The organism is Erysipelatoclostridium sp. DFI.2.3, assembly GCF_019132535.1.
GTDB classification, from domain to species: Bacteria; Bacillota_I; Bacilli_A; order Erysipelotrichales; family Erysipelotrichaceae; genus Clostridium_AQ; species Clostridium_AQ innocuum.
The window spans coordinates 1-23875 of record NZ_JAHOOJ010000032.1 but is presented as its reverse complement, the minus strand read 5'-3'; the positions used below and the strand labels follow the sequence as shown (position 1 = coordinate 23875).

Annotated in this window: 29 protein-coding genes and 2 pseudogenes; 9 read left to right on the top strand and 22 right to left on the bottom strand. The window is 40.0% G+C overall.

Annotated features, from left to right (window positions below; translation table 11 throughout):
- Positions 1-8: 8 nt before the first annotated feature.
- The 5 genes from KSZ58_RS20740 to KSZ58_RS20720 form a co-directional block, all read right to left on the bottom strand.
- The gene (locus KSZ58_RS20740) at positions 9-596 is read right to left on the bottom strand and encodes a hypothetical protein (protein ID WP_009319964.1); all 588 of its coding nucleotides are present in this window, start codon (positions 594-596) and stop codon (positions 9-11) included.
- A gap of 84 nt (positions 597-680) precedes the next feature.
- On the bottom strand, positions 681-1607 hold the full coding sequence (locus KSZ58_RS20735; protein ID WP_009319963.1) for a sensor histidine kinase KdpD: 927 nt from the start codon (positions 1605-1607) through the stop codon (positions 681-683).
- Positions 1598-2269 carry a response regulator transcription factor gene (locus tag KSZ58_RS20730; protein ID WP_227166646.1) on the bottom strand — a complete coding sequence of 224 codons (672 nt, stop codon included), beginning with the start codon at positions 2267-2269 and terminating at the stop codon, positions 1598-1600. The genes KSZ58_RS20735 and KSZ58_RS20730 overlap by 10 nt, the downstream gene beginning before the upstream one ends.
- A gap of 126 nt (positions 2270-2395) precedes the next feature.
- Positions 2396-2758: a hypothetical protein gene (locus KSZ58_RS20725; protein ID WP_009319961.1), complete on the bottom strand. Its 363-nt coding sequence runs from the start codon at positions 2756-2758 to the stop codon at positions 2396-2398.
- Between the two features lie 19 nt (positions 2759-2777).
- Positions 2778-3002 carry a sporulation initiation factor Spo0A C-terminal domain-containing protein gene (locus KSZ58_RS20720; RefSeq protein ID WP_009319960.1) on the bottom strand — a complete coding sequence of 75 codons (225 nt, stop codon included), beginning with the start codon at positions 3000-3002 and terminating at the stop codon, positions 2778-2780.
- A 150-nt stretch (positions 3003-3152) separates the two neighbouring features.
- Here KSZ58_RS20720 and KSZ58_RS20715 point away from each other — a divergent pair, with 150 nt between their 5' ends.
- Positions 3153-3515 (top strand): helix-turn-helix domain-containing protein, encoded by a 363-nt coding sequence (locus KSZ58_RS20715; protein WP_009290080.1) that lies wholly within the window; start codon positions 3153-3155, stop codon positions 3513-3515.
- 55 nt (positions 3516-3570) lie between these two features.
- Here the strand turns inward: KSZ58_RS20715 and KSZ58_RS20710 are convergent, their stop codons facing one another.
- From KSZ58_RS20710 to KSZ58_RS20655, 12 genes are all read right to left on the bottom strand, one after another.
- Positions 3571-4482 carry a conjugal transfer protein gene (locus KSZ58_RS20710; RefSeq protein ID WP_009319959.1) on the bottom strand — a complete coding sequence of 304 codons (912 nt, stop codon included), beginning with the start codon at positions 4480-4482 and terminating at the stop codon, positions 3571-3573.
- Positions 4483-4799: 317 nt separating this feature from the next.
- Positions 4800-5807 carry a lysozyme family protein gene (locus KSZ58_RS20705; protein WP_009319958.1) on the bottom strand — a complete coding sequence of 336 codons (1008 nt, stop codon included), beginning with the start codon at positions 5805-5807 and terminating at the stop codon, positions 4800-4802.
- Complete coding sequence (locus KSZ58_RS20700; protein WP_009319957.1) at positions 5804-7990, bottom strand: CD3337/EF1877 family mobilome membrane protein; 2187 nt, start codon at positions 7988-7990, stop codon at positions 5804-5806. Before KSZ58_RS20700 ends, KSZ58_RS20705 begins: the two co-directional genes overlap by 4 nt.
- The gene (locus tag KSZ58_RS20695) at positions 7990-10440 is read right to left on the bottom strand and encodes an ATP-binding protein (RefSeq protein ID WP_173901349.1); all 2451 of its coding nucleotides are present in this window, start codon (positions 10438-10440) and stop codon (positions 7990-7992) included. The genes KSZ58_RS20700 and KSZ58_RS20695 overlap by 1 nt, the downstream gene beginning before the upstream one ends.
- Positions 10418-10816 (bottom strand): conjugal transfer protein, encoded by a 399-nt coding sequence (locus KSZ58_RS20690; protein ID WP_003061368.1) that lies wholly within the window; start codon positions 10814-10816, stop codon positions 10418-10420. The genes KSZ58_RS20695 and KSZ58_RS20690 overlap by 23 nt, the downstream gene beginning before the upstream one ends.
- Before the next feature lie 118 nt (positions 10817-10934).
- Positions 10935-11438, bottom strand: coding sequence for an antirestriction protein ArdA (locus KSZ58_RS20685; RefSeq protein ID WP_009319955.1), 504 nt, complete (start codon positions 11436-11438; stop codon positions 10935-10937).
- Between the two features lie 17 nt (positions 11439-11455).
- Positions 11456-11959 carry an antirestriction protein ArdA gene (locus KSZ58_RS20680; protein WP_009319954.1) on the bottom strand — a complete coding sequence of 168 codons (504 nt, stop codon included), beginning with the start codon at positions 11957-11959 and terminating at the stop codon, positions 11456-11458.
- The gene (locus KSZ58_RS20675; RefSeq protein WP_081026543.1) at positions 11878-12174 is read right to left on the bottom strand and encodes a conjugal transfer protein; all 297 of its coding nucleotides are present in this window, start codon (positions 12172-12174) and stop codon (positions 11878-11880) included. The genes KSZ58_RS20680 and KSZ58_RS20675 overlap by 82 nt, the downstream gene beginning before the upstream one ends.
- 88 nt (positions 12175-12262) lie before the next feature.
- Positions 12263-12889 carry an alpha/beta fold hydrolase gene (locus KSZ58_RS20670; RefSeq protein WP_009319953.1) on the bottom strand — a complete coding sequence of 209 codons (627 nt, stop codon included), beginning with the start codon at positions 12887-12889 and terminating at the stop codon, positions 12263-12265.
- 200 nt (positions 12890-13089) lie between these two features.
- The gene (locus KSZ58_RS20665) at positions 13090-13692 is read right to left on the bottom strand and encodes a carboxylesterase (RefSeq protein ID WP_227160659.1); all 603 of its coding nucleotides are present in this window, start codon (positions 13690-13692) and stop codon (positions 13090-13092) included.
- Positions 13693-13846: 154 nt separating this feature from the next.
- Positions 13847-15142: a tyrosine-type recombinase/integrase gene (locus tag KSZ58_RS20660; RefSeq protein WP_014080634.1), complete on the bottom strand. Its 1296-nt coding sequence runs from the start codon at positions 15140-15142 to the stop codon at positions 13847-13849.
- Between the two features lie 86 nt (positions 15143-15228).
- Positions 15229-15858 (bottom strand): helix-turn-helix domain-containing protein, encoded by a 630-nt coding sequence (locus tag KSZ58_RS20655; RefSeq protein ID WP_003505395.1) that lies wholly within the window; start codon positions 15856-15858, stop codon positions 15229-15231.
- Positions 15859-16032: 174 nt separating this feature from the next.
- Here KSZ58_RS20655 and KSZ58_RS20650 point away from each other — a divergent pair, with 174 nt between their 5' ends.
- The 5 genes and pseudogenes from KSZ58_RS20650 to KSZ58_RS20630 all read left to right on the top strand — a co-directional run.
- Complete coding sequence (locus KSZ58_RS20650; RefSeq protein WP_008115699.1) at positions 16033-16263, top strand: helix-turn-helix domain-containing protein; 231 nt, start codon at positions 16033-16035, stop codon at positions 16261-16263.
- A 263-nt stretch (positions 16264-16526) separates the two neighbouring features.
- Positions 16527-16841: a hypothetical protein gene (locus tag KSZ58_RS20645; RefSeq protein WP_014080633.1), complete on the top strand. Its 315-nt coding sequence runs from the start codon at positions 16527-16529 to the stop codon at positions 16839-16841.
- The gene (locus tag KSZ58_RS20640) at positions 16841-17146 is read left to right on the top strand and encodes a hypothetical protein (RefSeq protein WP_005345966.1); all 306 of its coding nucleotides are present in this window, start codon (positions 16841-16843) and stop codon (positions 17144-17146) included. Before KSZ58_RS20645 ends, KSZ58_RS20640 begins: the two co-directional genes overlap by 1 nt.
- Positions 17122-18843 (top strand): MobA/MobL family protein, encoded by a 1722-nt coding sequence (locus KSZ58_RS20635; RefSeq protein ID WP_008115703.1) that lies wholly within the window; start codon positions 17122-17124, stop codon positions 18841-18843. Before KSZ58_RS20640 ends, KSZ58_RS20635 begins: the two co-directional genes overlap by 25 nt.
- Positions 18821-19351 (top strand): annotated as a pseudogene (locus KSZ58_RS20630) (DUF6040 family protein); the annotation flags it as partial. The gene KSZ58_RS20635 and the pseudogene KSZ58_RS20630, both read left to right, overlap by 23 nt.
- 12 nt (positions 19352-19363) lie before the next feature.
- On the opposite strand, the pseudogene KSZ58_RS20625 reads toward KSZ58_RS20630, so the two are convergent.
- From KSZ58_RS20625 to KSZ58_RS20615, 3 genes and pseudogenes are all read right to left on the bottom strand, one after another.
- Positions 19364-19633, bottom strand: a pseudogene (locus tag KSZ58_RS20625) (relaxase/mobilization nuclease domain-containing protein); the annotation flags it as partial.
- Complete coding sequence (gene mobC / locus KSZ58_RS20620) at positions 19594-19923, bottom strand: plasmid mobilization relaxosome protein MobC (RefSeq protein ID WP_002584958.1); 330 nt, start codon at positions 19921-19923, stop codon at positions 19594-19596. The pseudogene KSZ58_RS20625 and the gene mobC, both read right to left, overlap by 40 nt.
- Positions 19924-20122: 199 nt before the next feature.
- On the bottom strand, positions 20123-20479 hold the full coding sequence (locus KSZ58_RS20615) for a helix-turn-helix transcriptional regulator (protein WP_044942672.1): 357 nt from the start codon (positions 20477-20479) through the stop codon (positions 20123-20125).
- 398 nt (positions 20480-20877) lie between these two features.
- Here KSZ58_RS20615 and KSZ58_RS20610 point away from each other — a divergent pair, with 398 nt between their 5' ends.
- From KSZ58_RS20610 to KSZ58_RS23000, 3 genes are all read left to right on the top strand, one after another.
- Positions 20878-21063, top strand: coding sequence for a cysteine-rich KTR domain-containing protein (locus KSZ58_RS20610; RefSeq protein WP_003431289.1), 186 nt, complete (start codon positions 20878-20880; stop codon positions 21061-21063).
- A gap of 16 nt (positions 21064-21079) precedes the next feature.
- The gene (rlmN, locus tag KSZ58_RS20605) at positions 21080-22066 is read left to right on the top strand and encodes a 23S rRNA (adenine(2503)-C(2))-methyltransferase RlmN (RefSeq protein WP_006774449.1); all 987 of its coding nucleotides are present in this window, start codon (positions 21080-21082) and stop codon (positions 22064-22066) included.
- Between the two features lie 356 nt (positions 22067-22422).
- A complete protein-coding gene (locus KSZ58_RS23000; protein ID WP_227166647.1) occupies positions 22423-22743 on the top strand; it encodes a hypothetical protein in 321 nt (106 codons plus the stop codon).
- Between the two features lie 223 nt (positions 22744-22966).
- Here KSZ58_RS23000 and KSZ58_RS20595 read toward each other — a convergent pair whose 3' ends face one another.
- Together KSZ58_RS20595 and KSZ58_RS20590 are read right to left on the bottom strand one after the other, a co-directional pair.
- Positions 22967-23206: a DUF6061 family protein gene (locus KSZ58_RS20595; RefSeq protein WP_217752921.1), complete on the bottom strand. Its 240-nt coding sequence runs from the start codon at positions 23204-23206 to the stop codon at positions 22967-22969.
- Positions 23207-23549: 343 nt separating this feature from the next.
- Positions 23550-23774: a hypothetical protein gene (locus KSZ58_RS20590; protein ID WP_032548346.1), complete on the bottom strand. Its 225-nt coding sequence runs from the start codon at positions 23772-23774 to the stop codon at positions 23550-23552.
- Positions 23775-23875: the final 101 nt, after the last annotated feature.

The following is a 23875-nucleotide window of genomic DNA, read 5'->3' as shown; positions in this document are numbered from 1 at the left end:
AGTCCTCCTTATTTTTCTATCGGATAAAGAATAACGCTATCTATCTTTTCTGGTTCAAAAAAAGTTACTTTAAGTATCATACGATAAGGAAATGTTTGGTCTTTACCATTCAAATAAAACACATTTTCCCCTTTTTTCAAAAACACGCCATTTGTCAACCATGTTTCTTTGTAGTTTTCTTCAGAAGTTTGAGACAAGTAGAAAGAAGATAAAGGCTCTAATGTAGTTTTAACACCATTCTTTTCTTTTAATTCGCAACAAAACAATGCCCCCTCTTTTCCATATGTATCATAAGTATATTGCAAAGAAACATCTGTATCTTTCTTTGATGTAATAGAAAGAAAAATAGATTTATTTTCTGGGAGAATATTATCTGGTTCAGTCATACTCTTTATTTCCATTTCAACAGTTCCATCTTCTGAAATTTCTAATTTTTGAGGGTTTTGCAAGTCTTTTTGGTTATAAATAACCTTATCACTTGCTGTGCTCTTCGTTTGTTTATTTTCGTCAGTACTGGAGCTTTCATTCTGGCAACCGGTAAAAGCCAATAATAAAACGAACATTGTCAGAAATACCGTCGATTTTTTGATTCTCATGATTTCACCTCCTGACTTACATGATAAAGCATAAAAATCACAAACCAGTCACAAAAAGAAAAAATCACAAAACTGTGATTTTTCTTAATCCCGATTTGGAAGATATATTATAAACTTGCTTCCTTGTCCAATTTGTGACTGTACTTCAATATATCCATTTTGTAGCGTGATGATTTCTCTAGCTAAATATAAGCCAATACCGATTCCCTCTTTATCATGTACCTCTGGTTCTCGATAGAACCGAGTAAAAATAGTCGCTTGTCGCTCTGGTGCAATACCTTTTCCTGTATCCTCAATGCTGATTTTTGTAAAAAGTTCTTGCCTGCACACAACAACATGAATATTTCCGCCAACTTCTGTATATTTTACTGCATTATCTAAAATATTAAAAATTGCTTCTGCTGTCCATTTTTTATCATGTTTTAGCATTAGCTGTTCATCATACTGCACATCAATCTTAATGTTTTTCTTATCTGCCTTTATTACTACGTTACTGATCGCCATAGCGAGAGTATCGGCAAGAAGGACATTTTGTTTTTGGATTTTAATTGTTCCAGTTTCAAGCCGTGACATTTTTACCATGCTTTGCAGAAGAAAATCCAACTTATCTATTTGACCGTTCATTTTTCTCATGTATTCTTGATTTTTCTTAAAATCTGATTCATCCGTCATTATCTCTAAATAGAGTTTTATATTAGCAATCGATGTTTTTGTTTGATGAGAAATATCAGACACTAGCTCTTTCAGTTTATCTTTTTCTTCTGAAATCTCTAAATTTTTATGAGTATACAGATGGGAAAGACGAACCAGCTTCTCATAAATTTTTTCCCACAAATCATCGTTTTCATAGGGAGTTGTTTTTAATTCTCCGTTTTTTAACATATAGTTTATAGTATTATCCAGTTTCTCTGTATATTCATAAACATCATGTTTCAAACGAACATATTTCCAAAGTGCAAAAGTAGTGATAAACACTAACGAAAAAAATATTATAAAAATCATTACTTCCATATATAACCCATTCCATATACATTTGAAATATAAGAGTGTTCCTCGGTTTCAATCTTTTTACGCAATCTGTTGATATTTACTGCAAGAGTATGCTTGTCTGTAATTTGTACTCCCTCGTCCCATAAAGAATCTAATAAAACGGAATAGGTAAGTAGTTTCCCTTTATTCTCAATCAGTTTTTTTAAAATACGATATTCTGTGGGGGAAAGTAAGCATTCATTTACTCCTTGTTGAACGATACCAAGTTCAAAATCTACTTTTAGAAAGCCATCATCATAAATATTCGCTTCTTGTGACTTTCTGGATAAGATTACATACACTTTTTTCAGCAAAATTCTCATAGAAAAGGGCTTTGTCACATAGTCGTCTGCTCCAAGTTCATATCCATTTAAAATATCAGTTTCCAAATCCTTAGCGGATAAAAATAAAATCAATGTATTACTTCTAGCTTTTAACCATTTGCAAAATTGAAATCCATTACCGTCTGGTAAATTTATATCCAAAATTGCCATGTGAAAGGTATAACTATTTGCGTAGTTTTTTGCTTCTTCACAAGTTCTAGCCCCCATAACCCGATAACCATTTTTTTCCAAAGAACAACAAATAGTATTATTTAATTCTATATCATCTTCCAACACAAGAATTGTATGCAAATTTATCACTCCTCGTACATATCATAATTATCTTAATTGTAATAAAAATCATAAACAAAATCCATATATTTTTGTGGGTTAAGCTAAAATAAAGTTACTGTGATCAGCATATCTGAATACAGTAACTTTGTTTTTTTAGTAGTTTTGACCTTTTTCAATTAGTTGCTTGAAATGTTCTTTTTTCTTCTTTGGAAGTTGATTTAAAAATTCTTCCAGCCATTTTTCTTCTTCTTCCAAAATCCCCTCGTCCTCATAATACTCTGGATATTCCAAATATATTTCATGTTCTCTTTCTTCTCGTTCTTCATCAGCTTGTGATAAGTCCATATATTTTCCAATAAGGAATTGAAGATATTGACTATACCCAAGAGAACTAACTAAATAAGTAATTCGTTCATAGTCTTTCAATGTCATTTCTCTTTTTCCAGTTAAAAGGTCATGGTCGTAAGAAGAACAAACTTCTAAAAATTCCTGTTCCTGCGTTTCTGATTTTTTCATTGTTCACGCTCCGTATTTACTAAAATTTTAAATTCTTGCTAACTACACAAATAAATTCTTCTGGACTGGGTATCTTATTTCCAAATAAGCGTTGAAATTCCGCTTGCTTGTTTGGGTCATCACTATTTCTAGCTTCATCAATAGCATACTGCATTTCTCTGCGAATTTCAGATACCGAACAGCCATTTGTTTTAGCCATTCTTTTTATAAGCTCTTTGCTATCCTTTTTACGAAATCTTAACATATAGACATACCCCCCTTTGCATTTATATTCTTCCATATTTTAAACTTTTTAGCCTGAATATATACTGAAAGAATTGTTCATTTACACAGAGTATTATATTACACTCTGCGAATGGTTACAATATAAAAAAGCAGGAAAGGAGAGGAAACTGTGGAAGTTGATTACAAAGCAATCGGACAGCGGATTAAAATTGCAAGAATTAAAAAGGGCGTAACACAAGAAACCGTTGCCGACCTTATAGACATTACACCAGCTCACATGAGTAATGTAGAAACAGGAAAAACAAAAGTCAGTTTACCAACCTTGATTGCGATTGCCAATGCACTTTCTGTATCAGTCGATACTCTTTTATGCGATAATGTGATTGCTTCTAAAATCGTTTTTGAAAAAGAAGCAAAAGATATTTTTTCAGACTGTGATGAATACGAAGTACGTTTCTTAGTAGATTTAATGAAGTCTGCTAAAATAGCGTTTCGTAAAGACAAGGATATACGCAATCAATTTCAAAAATAACCGTAGCTGTAAGGCACATAAATGTGTGTTACAGACTACGGTCTTTTTATATCATTTATCCTACAATCTTCCAGTTACTATCCTTTTGTAACACAAGCTCGTACTGTGATACCTGCGTCGCTTTTGTCTGAATATCAAGGAATTTCACGGCTACCTTGACTTCCACATTGTCCCCGTCCTTTGTAAAGATAGGGTTTACCAGTTCAGAATAAAGATAGTCCCTGCCGATAGGCTCAATCACATTTCCAGATACATAGTAAGCAAGCTCTTTTTCCGTAGCTGTTGGATAGAGCTTAAAGAATGTTTCCAGAAATGCGGTAGCGTCGTTTACGGTATCAGCGTCCACGCTTGCGTCTGGTTCTGGTGTCTTTGGCTCATAGTCCGATTTTTCGATTGCTGGTGCAAGGGTAGGGTTCTGAACGATTACCATATCCCCGTCAGCGTCCACATGGACTTTTACAATATAGGTTGCTTTCACATTGCTTGTCTGTTCTCCCTCTTTTATCTGCTGATCTACTTCGTAGGTAGCAGAAAAAGTGTCCGTTCCCGACTGTTCGATACTCCATACAATCACATCTGTAACTGTGGAGCTGGTCGGTATATCCGTTCTGATTGTATCAACATTCAAGTCTTGCAATTCCTTTGTCAGATAACCGTTGATTGCCTGCGTCCTTGCTTCAATCGCTTCTTTGCTGTTATTCCATGTGTAATAGGACTTCGCAAAGTTTTTCACGAAATTTTCTATCCCGTTGGTGTCCTGCAAGCGAAGTTCAATGATTTCTTTTTCATGGGTCGTGTGCTGGTCGATAGCCGTAAAATTCTTATACACTCCAAAGCTCACGCTTGCGATAAGCACCACCCACAACGCAATCACGGTTTTCTTATGTGTGCCTACCTTAACAGTACGCACCTTTTTTTCTTTTGGTTCTTTGAGAGTTTCTGTCTGTTTCTTATTCTTCTTAAACATATTTTTCAAGTCCTTTCTGTCCTTTCATAATAAAGTCTTACATTTACAAGTGCCTTTGTGATAAAATAGTTTGACAATAGAAAAGCCTGAAATGCTCTGCACTCCAAGCTGGTCAGCGTGACGATTCCACGTTCTGATTTATGACATTGCCACCTATGGTATTTATCCTAATATTGTCAGGCTTTTTTATGATTTTTGCTTTGTGGTTGTCATACTTTTTTATTAATCATTCGTTGTGATAAATGTTGTCACACTTTTTTATGAAAATGTCATACTTTATTCTCATATTGTCAAACTTAATTATTTTCAGACACTTTCTATTGTTTTACTCGTCCTGCACCGATTAAGTGCTGTTGCCAGTAACTACTGCTTAGGTCTGCATATCCTATCGGGTCGCCTGCATGGTACATCTGATTATTTCCTACATAGATACCGACGTGTGTTACATAACTTCCAGCGTTATAAGTGGAATGGAAAAATACCAAGTCCCCAGCCTTTGCCTGCGAGAGTGGAAGATGTTGGGTAGCGTCATACTGTGCTTGTGCGGTTCTCGGTAAGGAGATACCAGCTTTTCCATAGCACCATTGCACAAGTCCGCTACAATCAAAGGAAGTGTTGGGGTTACTGCCACCATACACATACTTCCAGCCTTGATATTTCAACGCTTCATTCATAATCGCTTGTGCCGTCGCATTATCAAAGTGTGCCACGGTCAGATATTGATTGACTAATTCCACATAGAACATATTTCCATAGCCATACCGCCAGCCCCCGTTCTTTGCAACAGCTATCGGATTGGTATAGGTTACTTTCTTTCCACCCGATTTCTCACGGGCGAAGCTCTCTGCTAGATTAAAAGTGTGCTTTTTTCCCTTTCCTGCCACATATCCCACATAGCCACCGCCATAGTTATAGGACTGTATCGCTACATTCAAATCGTCGATACCTTGATTTTTGCAGGAAGAAAGCAGGGACGCAAAATACTTACACCCCTGCTTGATTGAGCTTTCCGTATCTAAGGAATTAGGCGGTAATCCCAGACTTTCCGAACTCTGCATAACATCTTCTGCCGTACCGCCACTTTCTACTTGAATGATAGCCAATAGCACATTGACATACTCGGAAATGCCGTATTCTCTGGCATATTTTTCCACCATAGGCTGATGTTTCAAGACTTCTGCGGATAGGTTCATACTTGTAATACCAGAAGAAAAGTTGCTGTTCTCGTCGTCGCTGTCCGCACTAATCAAGACACCAAAGAAAAGCACCAGAGAAAAGAGGATAGGAAACAGACTGCCAATGATAGCGATATGTTTCAGTTTCATTTTTTCTTCTGTCCTTTCTTCGTTACAAGGTTACGGGTTTTCTCTGTGGTCTGCTGGTTCTTCTGGACGCTCTGCGTCTGCTGAACCTTTGTCCTGCGGTCTTTGGTGTAATTCTGGCGTGTTTCCTGCGATACCACTTTTTCTACATTCTGCCTATGTACTGGCTGTGCCGACTGGGTCGCTTTCTTATCAGAAGCACCAGAAGATAACGGACGCTCTTTGATAACATTTGTCTTGACTGGCTCACTTGCTTTTGAAGTGGTCGCTGTGGCAGGACGTTTGACTTCCTGCATTTTTTCCGCACTCGGCTTTGAAGCTGTGGCTGGTCGCTCATGGGGACGGGTAGCTCCCGCTGTCGCTGATCCGTCAGCCTTTCGCTGTGCGTGCCTTGCTTCTTGTGCCTTTTGAAGCTCCATACGTTTGTCAGCGATATTCTGTCTATGCTGTTCCTGCTTTTCCAAACGTCCCGTCTGTCTGGACTGCTGTTCCTGCACCATGCCACGCTTAAAGTCGGACACGCTGGACTTTGCCTTTTCCTTTGCGGAATACACCGCATAAGCGGTCTGTGTCGGCATATCCTTGATATTTTCTTTAACAGCGTTTGCCTTGTCTTTCACTTTATTTTTCGTATCTAAGACAGCACCCACCTTTGAGCCTGCACGCTGTCCCATGCTGGAAGTGGTATTGCCCCGACTGCTTTTTGTGGCTGTGTTCCTTGTCGCTTTTCCGTTTGAAATCGTGCTACCTGCCACCGCACCAGCGACACCGCCAGCCGTAACCGCACCAGCAAGCCGTCTTTCCATACGCCTAGCCCTATGTGCCAAGTATAGATACGGTCTGCGGAATATCCTACGTCCCATGCTTTGACTGTCGTTAGCGTTCAAAGAGAACATACTCATTAAGTCGCCCAGCTTCATGTAGATACCAGCGAAACATACTATCTGCAAGAACGCCACCATGAAAAACGGGTAATCTGTGGAAATATTATAAAACATACTGGAAATGCTGAACGCCACCGTTACAATGAGCGTTATTCCTGCCCGTGTCATTATGGTATTAAATACCCTTACGATTGCCTGCTTTGCCAGATTTTCTTGACTAGGTATCATGGAAAGTAAAAAGCTGATAGGTAAAAACATTGCAAAGATAATAAAAAGTATCTGGCTAAACAACATCATGCCAGTAAGCAAGAACACAAATATCGTGATACCTAAGTTGAAGAACAGTAGGAAGAACACCATACCTAAACGGTTTACGACCTGCGGTATCGTCAGATTGTTGTTGTCGTTATCCTCGATTTCTGTTTTCACGACTTCTTCTCTCGTTTTCCCGTCCTCGTCCTCTGGGCTTGCAGATACCAATGCGTCCACACGGTCTGTCCCGATTTCTTCTGCGTTGCTGTTGCCAAATTGCAGAAGTAGCCACGGCTGTTCTACTTGAATAGAAAATAGGCTGTCCCGTATCAAGTCCACGCTGTCCTTGCCCTCGCTGTCAGAATTAGGGAGCATGATTTTTGTTCCCAAGTCCAAAGAAGCGGTACTGATGTCTGATGAAAACTCATTTATCTTTTTGATGTAATCGGGAGCATAGGCAATAAATGAAGCGGACAGCACGAACACCACCACAAAGTTAATAACAGCGTGAAGAGCCTTGCTGGTTTCCCGTTTGATAAGTCCCGTATAGGCAACATAAAGTCCCACCACTAAGATAATGAGAAGCAGGAAACCAACATAAAAGCCAGAGCTGGAAAAACCGTTCTGTGTTACGCCTGCAAGGGTCTGTATGCTCTTTCCGATACTGTCTGCCATATCGTTAATAAAATCAAGTTTATAGGCTTCCTGCACCACATAGCCCGTGGCATTGCTTAAATAAAGGCTTATCGTCCAGACAAAGTTGGTAATACAGTAAAGCCCGTACTGCACAGATTTTCCGATACCGTCCAGCCAGTTCCACGGAAGCCACGACCAGCTATTATCCACATAAAAATCAAGCTGGTAGTTGGAAAGGGGATATTTTGAATAAAGATTTTCTGCGTTTATGGTATCGTCCACAAGCCCCGTCGCATGAGCCACCGTCCCCAAAAGTGAAAGCAGGATAAGGGAGAGTGCCACCACGAACAGAGCCATTTTGAGAAAGTGGAAAATCTTCCTTTTTGTGAACGCACCTTTTATCCTTTCTTTCATCACTCCACCTCATTTCTCTGTACGGGCGGTCTGGTATCAAAGGCGTGTAGCAGTTCTTCAAAAACGGGGTGTATCTGTACCACACCGACACGCCCGTATAAGTCCTGCAATAAGCATTGTCCGTTCTCCAAATCACGCAAGCGTTTCTGGTTGTTTTCGTCGTCCTTGTCGATACCGAAAAATTCTAAGGTCTGTTTTATCTCGTTGATGTCAGTAGAACGGAAAGCGAATTTTAAGCCGATATTGTTTTTCAGACTTTCCTTTGAAACATCATAGGCAGACTGGGTAACAAAATAAACGCCTGCCTGCATAGCTCGTCCAGCACGAACCAGCTTGTTAGAGAGCGTTTCTCCTTGTGCCACATTTAAGAACGCCCACGCTTCGTCAAGGTCTACAATCTTAAAAATACTTCTGTCCGAATGGATAAAATCAAGGGCAAAGGTACTAATCACAATCAGCATAGACACCGACAATAATTCAATGGTCGTGTATTCCTCAAAGGTCGTGTCCTTATCTGGCAGTACAAGGTCTGCTACTTGAATGATATTGAGCTGGTTATCCAGACTGATAGCATTTTCTACCGTACCGTCTGAAAACAGCAGGTGTGCAAAGTCGTAGTCCGTGAAGCTGTCGATATGGTCTGCGATATTTCTTGATATGGGCGTATCTTCACGGCGTAGCTCGTCTATCACATGGAGCAAGCCCCGACTGTCGCTCTGGGTAACGGAACGCACCGCTTTTCGTAACACGGGGAATTTTTCGCCGTCCCTAGAGGAAATACCCGTAAGGAATGTCAAGATGTCGATTGCCAGACTTTCAGCGTCTTTTACGTTCTTCATAATCACAAACGGGTCAAGAAGTCCTGCATTGTCCTTGTCGCTGGTAAGGTTTACGATATTGATTTCATGGGCTATCTCTGGGAGCGTTTCTTTCCAGTTTCCACGCTCACTTTTAGGGTCTAAGATAACCGCTTGTCCCCCAAAGAGAACCGAATAATATACCAGAAGATTGTTACAGAACGACTTCCCACCGCCAAGCGAACCGACAAAAGCAGACGCAAGGGCATTTGTAACTGTACCTTTCACACCTTGACTGGCAAGGGACGGTTGCAGGTACACATTTCTTCCCGTATCAACGGAATAGCCCATATAGATACCCGTAGTTTCCCCTAATTGCTGGGTTGCCCCGAAGCCAAGCCCAGCTAAAAAATCTGATTTTACATACTGCACATAGTCGTTGATATATCGCTTGCTGGCTGGAAGAAATTCAGAATGAAGTCCCAGCATATCTCCAGCAGGACGCACCAGCTTTACATTGAGGTCGTCGTAAAAGTCTTTGACTTCATCACAACGGCGTTTCAGCTCGTCAAGATCGGGTGCAGACACCCGTATCACGTAGCTTAACTTATACATACTTTCTTTTGTCTGGTCTAAGTCCGTTTCCAGCTCGTCCACGCTGTCTAATGCGTCCACCACATTTGAGCTGGTTTCATTTCCTGCTTGATAAGCGTGATTGTCAAGGTCTTTCAATTCCTTTTTCTTATTTCTTACTGTGGTAAGTGCTTTTCGGTTCTCCACGATTTCTACATTCATAGAAGTATCAACGGGGAATGTGAATTGCTGTTGCTGGAAATAGAAGATTTCACTTGACGGAAAATCAAGCTCACCTACAATCGCATTGACAGTAAAGTAGGACGCATAACTTTCCTTGTCCTCATGTTCCAAGCGTAAATACCGCTGGCTTTCTTCAATCACACACCTTGTCGGACGGATAAGGTCGTAGTATTTTATCAGCGTTTCTTTGTTCAATTTTTTCTTTGGTAGCTGGTACTCATAATCTTCATAAGCGATACCGTCCCTGCCGTAAAGATGTTCCATGAGATATCCAAAATCATTGATTTCCAAGCGACGCACCTTAAAGCGACGGGAGATTTTATTTTCCAGTAACTTTTCCATTTTCATGTAACGGTTGATTTCATCATTCGGCATGGAAACAAAATCATTCATCAGCGTGTGGTTCACTTCATGGAGAAATTCCGTGAACGTCAGCCACGCCGATTTTTTGATGTTCTTCAGATTGAGCTGTTCTTCCGTAACCATGAGCTTAAAGCCAAGAAAAAAGCGGTAGTCCACTTGATTGTCCCCAATCATAGATACTAACGCTTCGGTCTGTTCGTCTATCTTCTGATAGGCAACTTCCTTTAGTTTTCCCGTTACCAGTTTCTTTGACTGCTCCTGCATACTTCGTATGGAGCTTTCCGTGGCAATCTGCAAGGCATGAATTTTACCCTCACGGGACTGTGCGATAAGCTGGCGAAAGCTGTCATGCACGATAAATTTTTGCTCTGCGGATAAGAAAGAATAGTTGTACGGTATCAGCTCATAGTAAGCGAACACCTCATTGTCCTTGTTCCAGACAAGGTTATTGTCAATATATTTTATCGGGAACATAGTTCACACTCCTTACTGCCGTGATTGTTTCATTGAGTATCTGCTTATGCAGTTTTACGGCTTTTCCTGCATAAGTGATTTTTGGTCGCAGGGCATAGGTTATCTGTGATTTCAAAAAGCTGTACGGCTTCTTTCCGTCAAAGGTTTTCTGCGACATAAACCAAGTGAGAGCAACGGGAATACCGAAGTATTTGAGAAATGCTCCCTCAATCATGGAAAGTGGGGGAATATCCCCAAACAGAATGATGATAAATTCTGTAATCACAAACCATGTAATCTGCGTAAAGGTAACGGGAAAGGGCAAGTTAAAGTCATTGATTGCATACAAGACTTTTTCCACGTTCCAGATACCCGTATAAGATTTAATCTTTTTCAAATTCTTTCAGCTCCTTTCGTAAGTTCTTCAAAGAGAAAAGGACAGCCATTTTCAGACTGTCCCTTAAAAGAGAAATACGCTGTCAGTAGCAACAATGCTTGTCGCTGATCTTCCAGCGTTAATATGGTATCTCGCACATACCTCGGCTCGTTTCAATGAAGCAACCGCCCATATCCAAATCTCGCCCGTAGGCTTCATAGTCAATGTAGTTCTGTAAGCTGGGTGGAATGTCGCCAAGTGCCTGCAATTCGTCTATGTAGTAGTAGGCAACGTCTGTCATGGTTTCACAGTCGGGATAATAATAAATATCGTCCTTGTGTTCCACGACTTCTTCCAGCGTCCCGTAGTGGCTGATAAATTCGTCCAGACACTCTACGATATAGTCGGGAAGTTCCTCTATCATTTCATACATCTCATTGAGTTCTTCAATGGAAACATACTCGCCAATCGCAATAGGGAAGTTGTCGGTATCATGGATAGCGTATTCCTCATACTGTTCATTCAAGCCGATTTTTTCTTTCACATCTTCCTCGTCAATAGGAAATGTGAACCATGCACCGACTAAACAGCCCTCATTGTATTTGCCAAGATTAGCAATGTAAACCGCCATATCATCAACCATAAGCACCACCTCATTTCCTACTCTGGCAGTTCAAAGATACCGTGTTCTGTTACTAAAAATTTCCCGTGTTCCTGCAAGTGAGAAGCATAGGCTTCAAAGTCAAAGTAGTATTCTTGACAGTCCTCGGATAAATGCTTGAACGTCGGGTCGTTCATCAGCTTTTGCCTTGCAACATCTATCATGCTTTTGCAGTCGGGATAAACGGTAATCACGTTCCTGCAAATATAAAGTGCTTCTAAATTCTCAAACACCGTAAGTAGTGATACATATTCTTCCTGCATATCACTTGAAAGCTGGCGGTACATAAAATCTAATTCGTTGAGCTGATACACGCTTGTATGTTCGTGGACTTCATCATCAAAAGGCAACACCTTTTCGATAATGCGGTAATCTTGACTTTCTGCACCGACACCTAACTTTTCTTCAAACTCGGCAACATCTATCGGCAGGTCAAACCAGTATGATATTGTTTCTTCGCCAGTTGTTCCTCTCGTTTCCACCAGCACCCTTGTTTCCTGCATTGTTCCTCACGTCCTTTCTGTTGTTTCATCACATCTTTTATGGTCTGGTACGACATACCAAACACATACTTTGAAAAATCTTCTAACTGTCTTTCTTCATAGTCGGCTGGGTTCAGCCTTTTCATTTCATGCCACACCTTACGTTTGTAAGAGGGTAGGTCGGAAATGTATTCACAGCCGACTTTTTTCTGCATATCCTTAAAAATATCATTCATGCAATCACTCCAATCTGAAATTTAGGTAAGAAAAAAGCAGTCAATCCTAAGACTAACTGCTCTGTGTGTATGGATATGAAATTGTTTATCAGACATATTGTTTGAAAAATACATTTAACTTTTGCCCTAGTAGTGTTGGGTTATCTGTATTTACTTCATGTCCTGCATTTTCAATAATAGCTATTTCTGCGTTTTCTATCTGTTGTTGCAATTCTAAAGAAGCTTTTTTATTTATCTTATCCTTATCGCCACAGACAACAAGTACCGAACATGATATTTTTTTCAGTTCATGTTTAAAATTAAGTTCTGTCATAGATTTGCATAGATTGATAAAATCTGTTTTCTGAAAGCCCATTTTTTCAAATGCTGAACAAGGCATAATACGGAATATCAGATTTTGCATTTTTAACAGATACTTTGGCATTTCATATTGTGTGCCTATTAACACTAATGAGTTCATTTTTTCTGGGTGTTCTATCGCATACTGCATAGCAAGAATACCACCTAAAGAAAGTCCACAAATATTTAGCGGTTCTTCAAACTGTTCACAGTATGTTTCCAATGTCCGATACAATGTATCATAACATGGTGTTTTCCCAGAAAGCCAATCTGATAAATTAGGGCATAAAACTTCAAAATCATCATTGAATACTTTTACGGTATTACTCCAACTTTCAGAAGATTGTCCCAAACCATGAAGCATTATATATTTCATTTCATCACTCCTAGATACTGTGTTTCATATCCACATTATAACATTCTCATATCAGCACCACAATAAAATTCTATGCACCGATAATCTTATTGAACAGCTCTAACAGACACCATTTCATCACTCCAATCTGAAATTTTGATAAGAAAAAAGCAGTCAATCCTAAAACTAACTGCTTTGTGTGTGGATATAAAATCTAAATTCTATTGTATAACTTTTCTTAGCCAATTATCTCTAAAGAAAATCTGTTCGTCAGTATGAAACCAATGTTCTCCGTCATTCATAACGGTAAGATTTGCACAATGTTTATCAATAAATTTATCTACCGTTTGACGTGATGTAAGATTATCATGTTCAGCATACAAAATTTCAGTAGGCATTTTCCAATTTATCGGGTTTGCCCGAACAAAACATAGATATTCCCACGATAATGTTTCTCCAAAATCAGTTGGTATTTCTTTTCTTTCAGAAAGTTCCTTTTCAGACACATTCGCCCAGCTCATCATATCTACTATAAGTTGTTCCATATCAAGTATAGGCGATATGAATAATGCTTTTTCAATCTTGAAATTCTGTAATGTGTGCATTGTAAAATAAGCTCCGATACTATTAGCAAGTACATATATGTAGTCATATTTTTCAGATATTTTATCGTAGACTTCCATAATTTTATTTTTTACAATCCACGGGAAATAGTCATTATAATCTACTCCAAAAACATCAAAATCTAAACAAATATTTTTGAACTGTTCAGCTTCAAGATAACTTCCACCTTTACCATGAACATATATCATTGCTTTCTTCAAAATAACGCCCCCATAAATCAGAATTTGTGGAGAGATTTCTTGAACTTTCCTTATTTTACGGGCTTTCCAGCCCCTTAAATAGTGAAATGATATGTATTTTCCCTTATTTTTGACCTTATGCGGAATCAGCAAGGGAAATAAGGGAATTTTTTATTTAGTCGTTGCCTGCCACTTTATCAAGAAGTCTGGCGGAGTTCCGCTTTGCCTTTCTTGTAGAGTGGGCGTAGACATTCATTGTGGTACTGACATCAGAGTGCCCTAACAGTTCCTGCACATCTTTTGGGGCAGCTCCGTTTGAGAGGAGGTTGCTTGTGTAGGTGTGTCGCAACTGGTGGAAATGGAAATTCTCAAATCCGTCCAGCCTTTTTGCAACTGATCGGCAGGCAATGCTGAGTGTGCTTGGCAGTTCCAGACATCCGTCCGGTCTCAGGCAGACAAAGGAGATTTCCTTGTAATCTACCGGGATTTCTTCGGTTCCGTCCAGATGATAATATTCATAATACACTCTGTTTTTGTCCTGTGCTTCCTTGTAGAAATTGCGGTGGTAAAGTTCACCATACTGCATCCGGCTTTTAAGCTGTTTTTTTCTGGCGGTTTTCAGTATTTCAGTCAGAGTATCGCCAAAATCAACAATCCTTACTTTCTTTCGCTTGGTCGGTCCGATGATGTTTTTATGTTTTGTGCCATCATAGCGGATACTTCTTTTAATGGTCAGGCATTGTTCTTCAAGATTGATGTCCTGCCATGTCAATCCGCAAACTTCACCGATACGAAGTCCCGCATAGTATGCGATCTGGATTGGCAGGATTGCAGGTGGATTCTTTACTTTGAGGTATTCTATCAGTCTCTCATAATCTTCATGGGAAATAGGCTGTATGCCTTCTTCTACCTCATCATCTGAGAATAAATCCACATCCTCTGCCTGTTTTTTCAGCTTAATATACTGCATAGGATTAAAAGTAATCAACTGTTTTGGAAATACTGCAAACCGGAAAGCCTGTTGTAATACTGCTGAAAAGGAATGGATGTAATCTTTACTGTATCCTTTTCTCACTTTTCCATCTGGAAATTCCCCACCGAATGTAAGCAGATCGAGAAATGCCTGTAAATGTTCAGCAGTAACGGTTTTTAATTTGCGTTCTGCAATCGGATGTTTCTTGATACAACGGATTGCACCAAGATAATTTTCCACTGTACCATTGCTGAGTGTTCCGACTTTCAGTTCTTCTTCCGCCCACATATCAAGAAGTTCTCCTACAGTAAGATTATCTGTCTTTGCGACAAATTTCTTGCTTTCGTAATCATCCATTGCCTGACGGAGCAGTTTTTCCGTTTCACTTTTACTTTCTGTTCCAGCGTATTCTTTCTGAACCAGATTGCCGCTTGCATCTTCTACATAGAAGCGGTAGTACCATTTCTTTCCTTTTTTTCTTACAGATCCTTTTGCCATAATCGTGTGTCTCCTTTCGATATCAGACAATCGGAACTGATGAAATGCTTCTTGCGTGTAAGTATATCATAACTCCGGTTGTCGTTCTATACCGAATCGGAATCCTCATACAAAACTTCTGATAAAAGATTTTCAAGCCTTTGTTCTGCCATTTCCGGTTTCTTGGAATAAAGCCTTACGATATCTGCCATGTCGTTAAAGGCATTAACAGTGTGGGTGATCTCCCGGAGAAACATAATCTCGTTATATTCATCATTCGATTCAAACCCCATTACTTTTGCAATATCAGCTTCATTCGTGTTGCCCTTGTAATTCTTGCAGGCAAACTGGAATGATTCCAGAAACAGGTTATATTGCTTTAACATCAACAGCAGTAAATCTTTGGAAAAAGCATCTTCCTTTTTACTAAGGTCGAGAGGTAACTGTTTGAGAATATCGCCCATTGCATCACGAATCTGTAATTCTTTCTTATCCGTAATATCGGTTTCGTATTCATCGGTTTCCCCTCTGAGCCATTCAATAGATACATGAAGTGCTTCCGAAAGACCTTCCAGCACCATCTTTTTGGTATTGTCAATCGAACCATTCTCATAACGCAGGATTGTGGAAGCGGTAACTCCCATCTTCTCTGCAACATAAGGCTGTGTCAGATTTAATTCCAGACGACGCTGTTTTGCCCTGCTGCCTATCAGCTTGCGTAGTTCTTTATCTTTCATGCTGATTGCCTCCTTTTTCGGTATGTATGAATTATAGCATGTACCTCACATAATTGCAATATGCAATATAATAATTATTTTTAAAATTTCATAACGCTTGACAACACAATATAAAACCGCTATACTAACAGCACAACAGAAATTGCATAATGCAATTCATAAGGAGGTGACAAGATGACGGAAAGAAAGATTGCATTATCCATCGAGGAAGCAGCCGACTATACAGGAATTGGCAGAAACACTTTGAGAAAGCTGGTTGAATGGAAGAAACTTCCGGTATTAAAAGTCGGAAGAAAAGTCCTTATTAAAACTGACATTCTGGAAAAGTTCATGGAAGCCAACGAGGGGCGAGATCTGAGGGATAAAGGAAATGTAAAAACTGTCACAAGAAATGTGGCAACTTAAAAAGGCGGCTTCCTACGAAACCGCCAAAGGTTCTATCAGACCGAAGCCATGATATACCTACACGCAAGAGGATTATACCATGTGCTTCTCCTGATATGCAACCGGGAACTAATGTTTATCTTGTCGGAAAAACATCGACAAGATAATGCTCCGCAAGGATGCACCACGATTCTGATTGGAATTATGTCAACAGAGCTGACCAGAATCGTGTGCCAAATCTTAGCAGAGCAAGATTTGATTATAAGAGAAAGGATGAAGACGATATGGCGAAATCAACAAAGACTTATGAAGAAAGAATACGTGCATTAGAGAAAAAGGAACAGGAAAGCATCGAAGCTACCAAAAAGCTCATTGCACAGCGAAAGGAACTGGAAAAGAGAAAGAAAGCCGAGGAAAGTAAAAAACGAACCCACAGGCTCTGTCAGATTGGCGGTGCGGTGGAATCGGTTCTTGGCTGTCCGATTGAGGAGGAAGATTTACCAAAGTTGATAGGCTTCTTAAAAAGGCAGGAAACAAACGGAAAGTTTTTCTCAAAGGCGATGCAGAAAGAGCCACTTACAGATATGGAGGAAGTGTAATGGCGGAGGGAGTGGTTTTTCCATTCCCTTCATTGCCTTTGAATGAAGGGCGCACTTATGGACAACCAGAGGTCGTCCTTATAAGTTTGCCACAAGTGGCAACCGGTCTGCGCTTACGCTTGCCGGGCTCGTTCCGTCGGCGGGGCTTTCAGCCAGACCTGCTCATGCCGCAGGGGGCACTCTTGCGCAGAGGGCGTTCCGACAGCTTCACTTCTGCCAAACCAGAAGAAGATGCTGTCGGAAATCAATGCCGGATACGGCAGAAAGGGGGAATCGTATCATGGCGATATTTCACTTTACAGTAAAGATTGTCGGGCGCAGTAAAGGAAAATCTGTCATATCCGCATCGGCATATCTTAATGGAGATGTGATGAAGAATGAGGAAACAGGCAGAATCAGTTACTATACTTCCAAAAAGGAAGTCGTCTACACCAGTCTGATGATGTGCGAAAATGCACCTCCTGAATGGCTGCATGTACCGGAAGAAAATATAAAAAGGTTTCAACAGTCTATCCGTTATAAAAGAGCGGATGATAAAGATGCCGCACTGGAAAAGTTTAAAATCACATTTCAGAAACAGCGTCTATGGAATGAGGTATTGAAGATAGAAAAAAATGCAGATGCACAGCTTGGACGCTCATTTGAATTTTCCCTGCCGAAAGAATGGAGCAGACAGGAACAGATTGATTATACAACCGAATATATTCAAAAGACTTTCGTGGACGAGGGAATGTGTGCCGACTGGAGCATACACGATAAGGGCGACGGGAACCCACATGTGCATTTACTTGTAACCATGCGACCATTCAATCCAGACCACTCATGGGGCAGCAAGGAAGTCAAGGACTGGGATTTTGTCAGAGATACTGACGGAAATATCGTGGTTGATGAATCCCACCCGGACTGGTGGCAGGATAAGAAAAATCCAGACCGTCATGGAATCCGTATTCCGGTACTTGATGAAAACGGAGTACAGAAAGTCGGGGCAAGAAACAGAAAACAATGGAAAAGGGTTCTGACTGACGCTACCGGCTGGAACAATCCAAAGAATTGTGAGTTATGGCGAAGCGAATGGGCAAAGATGTGTAACCGGCATTTATCCATAGACAATCTGATTGACCACCGCTCTTATGAAAGACAGGGCAAATTGAAAGTCCCTACGATTCATGAGGGTGCAGATGCAAGGAAGATTGAGGAAAAATATCTCACCGGGCAGATAAGGAAAGGTTCATGGAAGGTCGAGGAAAACCAGATGATAAAAAAACAAAATGCACTGCTGCAAAAGGTAATTGCAACCTTTGGTAAGGTATCCGGTGCATTGTCGATGTGGAGGGAGTGGTTGAATGACATTAGAAGAAAGCAAAGAAGTAATTCCCATGATGGAAGCAATGATTACACAGATAGAGGAACAGCAGAATATCATGGCAGAGATGCTTCAGGAGATACAGGAAAAGGACGAGAAGCTGATGTGCTTTCAGGAGCAGGAAGAACGATTGCAGCAATTAGAGAAAGAATTGTCAGAGCTGCTACAAATCTTACCGGATACAGAAGAACTGTTGATGCTTCTGGAAGAAAAGACAGACCAGATACAGAAACTCACAGACGAAAATCAGCAATGGCAGGAATTGGCACAGAAATTAAACAGCGAGAACCGGCTATTGCAGAAACAGAACAGCGAATTACTGAACTTGAACAGCAATTAGAGAAAGGAAGGTTGATTGATGAACGAATTAAGAAACTCAAAGAGCGACGATCAACTGGAAGAGTTGCTTCTGCTGACAGAGCAGATGCAGGAAGAACTCGACCAGAAAGACCGGACTATCAGGGAACTGAAAGTGCAGCTCGACGAATCGCTGACCTTGAACGAGAAGTTAAACAGCGAGAACAAAACAGAGAACATTCAAGCCTTAAAGAACGACTTGAGGAAAACAAAAGAATTGTTGCAGAGCGAGAAAGAGAAAACACACACCGTCCAAGCCATGATAGAGGAATGTCGAGATAAGCAGAGACAGGCAGAACAGGAACGGGATTATGCACTCTCCCATCAGAAAAAAGTAGAGATACCGGTTGAAAAGCCGGTACTCTATCAAAAGTGCGGGAATTGTAAACAGACAGCTTATCTGAAAGCTAAGGAAAAGTATGATATGCAGAGGGAAAAACTGGCAGGCAGATATAAAACAAAAACAGCCATGTATGAAGCATTGATGTTTCTGCTGATATGGTATTCCGTATCAACTACTCTTTTTCAGATGATACGGTCAAAAATATTTATTTCTGATTGCGTGGTATTCTTTGATACAATCGCAACTTTCACACAGACCATTGCTGGCTGGGTTGTACTGGCAGGAAAGAACGTGGCACAGATTAGTGATGGAATATCCAATCCTGTCGTTGCTGGAATTATAAACTGGCTGATAAGAATATTGATTTGCGGTGGATGTCTGGTGGGTGTGGGAATACTTTTGGCATTCATCGAAATAAAGATTGCAGGGCTATATAAGAAATACTGTTGTCCGACACCGTAATACCGCCCCGGCAAGTTCCATGCCGATTTTGTGCGCTTCTTCCGGTGTGGTTTCTCCCACCGCAAAGGATTGTATCAAGTGCCGCCCTAAATGTGTGCCGCGATCTCCGGCAGCTTCCCGCGTCCATGCAAACTCAATATCGGCGGTTTCCAGCCCGCAGCCGAAAGAGGACGCAAGCAGCTTCCCGTCTGTCTTTTCGGGATTTAAGATATAGTCTATCGCAGCCTTTAAGGTTGATTTAATAGGGTGCGTCTTTGTAACCGCCATATCTCGTCCACCGCCTTTTTAATGTCCTCTATATCCTGCCTGTAAACCGTCCCCGTCGCATTGGCGCGTTTTGCAATCTGGTTGATGTTCCGGCTCACCGCTTGCAGTTCCCGGATATATGCTTTTGTGTCGCTTCGGTCAACGACAAGAATATACCCGTCTATCGCCATTTTACGGAAGTATGCCCCATACTGCTTTATGGGAAGCTGCTTCATCTTCTCGTCGATCAGCCGCTTTTCTTCTTCCGTAACGTAAAACTTCATCTGTATATTTCTCTTTCGGTTTTCCATTTCCGCACCGCCTTTCGGTATAAGGGTTTGGGATTATCCCAACAAGCACTTTTCGCAAACGGGTACTCGTTTGCTGTGCTTGCTATCTACTCCTTATCCCGTTTCAAAGGCAGCGTTTGTTGCACTCTCTTTCTAATTTGGCGCAAAAAAAGATTGCAGCCCCTATGCGCTGCAATCTCCTGCTTCCCATATTGTGAGGTTAGTCCTCTGCTTGTTCGACTTCTGTTATCTCCCTTGCCGTTGCGGTTACAATCCGTATGCCTTTATCGCTCATACCGTCCAGCAGCGCGTCAAGCTGCCGCCGCCCGGTGGATTTCTCCGCATTGCTGTTCGGGAAGAAAAATTGATCTACCGAAATATGATACCGGGTTACAAGGTCATAGAATACCTGTAAACTCGGCTGTTGTCCCTTGTTCTCGATATTCGCAAGGTAGCGCGGGGAAATATATAACTCGTCGCTTACCTTTTTGCGGCTCTCGCCGTATTCATTTCTCGCGGCTTTTATAGCTGCCCCGAAAGCCTTAAAGTCGTACAATGGTACGGGTCTTTTTGCCATTTTCATTCACCCTGTTACATTTTACAGTTCACCTTTCTTTTTGGATATGTCCACACAATTCATATCATTAGGTTAAATACTTCCTGTTGTGTATTGACAGTAGACTGATTTTCTGATAAAATAAAATTTATGTAAAAGGAGGCGGCGTTTATGTTGCATAGCATGCGTATTAGATAAGCATTGAAAAAAAGGATTTTCCCATTTTCAACATGGGCTTTTTTGTCATGCTTATTTTGCGGATGCTATACAAAAAACTAACGACGTATAGATATAGTATAGACATAGTGCAAGCTATGCCTTAGTTTTGTTGTACTGCTCTGTGCATTATAAATGCAGGTCAATGCTCATGTTGAGGATTGACCTGCATTTTTTTGTGTAAAAAGGACGAGTGAAATATAATGCTTAAAAAATATTGGATAAAATGTCCGATTTGTAACGGAAAGACGAGAGTTCAAGTATTTCATAATACTGTATTAAAAGATTTTCCTCTTTTCTGCCCTAAATGCAAATTGACGCATATCATTGATGTAGAAAAATTAGAGATTGTAATCAAAAATACAGAAAAACAAACTTTTATTATTTAGAAGAAAGGATATAAAAATGAAACGTTTACCTAAATATACGCCTGCGGAAGTACGGAATGATCCATACGGATTTACTTACAAAGAAATGTCGGAAGTTATTGGCGAGAATGAAGCAAAAGCCTTATATGAAGAATTATATAAGCAATTACCACGCAAAAAAAATCTATCAATGTTGGTAAAAAATATTTGCAAAAGCAGTGATACTGAAAAGTATGTTTACGAACTGAAAGACAACAAATACATTGAAACGGTTTTTATCAAGCGGCGAGATGGTGGAACTGTTTGCGTGAGCACACAAGTCGGTTGTCCTGTTGGTTGTATTTTTTGTGAGTCCGGGCGAAATGGCTTTGTTCGTAATCTAACATCGTCAGAAATCGTACAACAGATTATATTGTTGCGTCGAAAAGTAAACCGTATCGTTTTTATGGGTATGGGAGAGCCTTTATTCAATTATGACAACTTGATAAAAGCAATCCATATTCTCCGAGATAGATATGGGCTCAACTTTCCAACCGACGGCATTACCATATCAACAGTTGGTCCGGTCGATCAATTAAAAAAATTGCGCGAGGAACATCTTAAAATTCAGTTGACAATATCTTTACACGCAGCAACACAATCTGCAAGAAATCGTATTATTCCTCACATGCGCATATATGCTATTGAAGATGTTGTTAAGCAAGCCTTATCCTATTCTGAAAGGCATAATCGCAAAATTGTCTTTGCGTATTTGCTTTTACCGGGTATAAATGACCGGCCCTCAGATGTAAGACAACTTGCAAAATGGTTTCGGGGCAAAAAAGTTATGATTAACGTGTTACAATACAACCCAACAAGCAATTCAAGAATTAAAGCACCACAGAAACGGGAAATAGTTGCATTCAAACATCAATTAGAGCAAGCAGGACTTGAAGTTACTATGAGAGTTTCTCATGGCAGAGAGATTAACGCGGCTTGTGGACAGTTAGCTAACACATATAATAAATTCAAAAAAAATGATTAAAAGTGCCAGACGCATAGACGCAGAGCCGATAACGCATTAGGTCAAAAAACCTATGTGTTATCGGCTTTTTTATTTAATATTGCGCAAAAGCCGCTGTTCCCTATTATAGAATGGATTGCGGGTAGTGTATTAAAGTCGCCCTTTTTTAAGGATACGGCGGTATCGGGGAGGTATCGCCGTGTCCATTTTTATTTACTGTAACCCGCCTAATGCTTTGCGGTCAAAAAAAGCTATGCTCCGCAAGCGGGATATTCCGGCTATGAATGTGAACTGTCAATACATTTAGCTACTGCTTACATTTCCTTTCTGGTCTAAATACGGTATCTTCAATGTACCGCCAACAAAAAGGCAATAATATGAAAACGCCTGCATCTGGGGAAAAGACATTTTATACGGCAGAAACACCGAAGGTATATCAGATATTCACAACAGATAATATGTTGTGGACAGGAGGTAATGGCACCGGTCTTTCTTATTGTCTTAAATATGCGGATGATTCAACGGATGAAAATCCGGTGGTGTTACATCTAATTACAAAAATACAGCTATTAAAGATACGGTCAAATAAGCTGCTCCATCATGGGAAAAGTATAAAATTAGGAGCTTTAGATAATATCACAAGGGAAAAGTTTTCAAAAACTTCTGGTAACTCTTTGAAATACATATCATATCAATAGATACGATAATATAAATTATGTTTGTATTTGTTGATAACAGGTTTATATCGGAAAAATTGTAAATTTATTTTCTATGTGAATTTTCATTTTTGTAGGGCTGGCATTAGACCAGCCCTTGATTTCATTATAATAGATAAAAAGATATTGAATATATATGCACGGTAAAAAGACGATTCTCAATAAATGAGATTGGGAAAAAGTAACCTTAGTGCTGTTGAAAAAATCACCATAGTTCTAATGAATCTTCTGCATCTACCCATATCTGCATTGTTTCATCAAGATATAATTTTGCATATTCAAGCGGTTCATCAATGGCAAGTGCGTTCAATGCACAGTCTGATCCGGGTGTGGTTTTTAAATCCTTTTCGGCTTCCCAACAGTCAATGCGGAGCATATAACCAGCAGAAGTATAAATATCAATGCTGTTTCTGTGTGGATTGTATTCTGCAAATATTGTTCTCATCGTATAGAATCTCCTTATCATTCAATCAGTCATTTGTTACAAAAATCAGAAGCATTTCAATCAGTTCACCATGTCACTTTTATTTTGTGTTATACTGTTTTATAGATTTTTCTTGCCCTTGTATTTGCCCTTATCAGAGTTCGTAAACGCTGACGGGACGATATAACACAAGGGAAACAATAAGGGAAAGCTCACCTGCGATAAATCCAGTGTTTTCAAGGGTTTGCAGAGAATTTAATAACAAAATATAACAGTTATTAAATTCCCTAAAACAGGTGAAATCTCAATCAAAATTTTATATATCCACATTATACCATTCTCATATCAGCATCACAATAAAATTTTATGCACCGATAATCTTGTTGAACAGTTCTAACAGTACATCTTTCACACCGCCAGCATTAAATACCAAGCCGACAGCAATCAAGGCAACTACCAAGAAGCCGATAAGTTTGGAAAACTCACGTTTGAACCCTAAGTAGATACCAATAACCACAATCGCCATAAGCACTAAGCTCTGTGCGTTTGATAAAAACCATTGATATATGGATAGGTAAGTTCCTGATATTATAAATATCTCAAACTTTTCCCCCCATTCACACGGAGCGTGCGACTTTCACCGCACTCCGCGTTCCATCGTGTTTATATTGAAAAGTATTTATGTAGTAG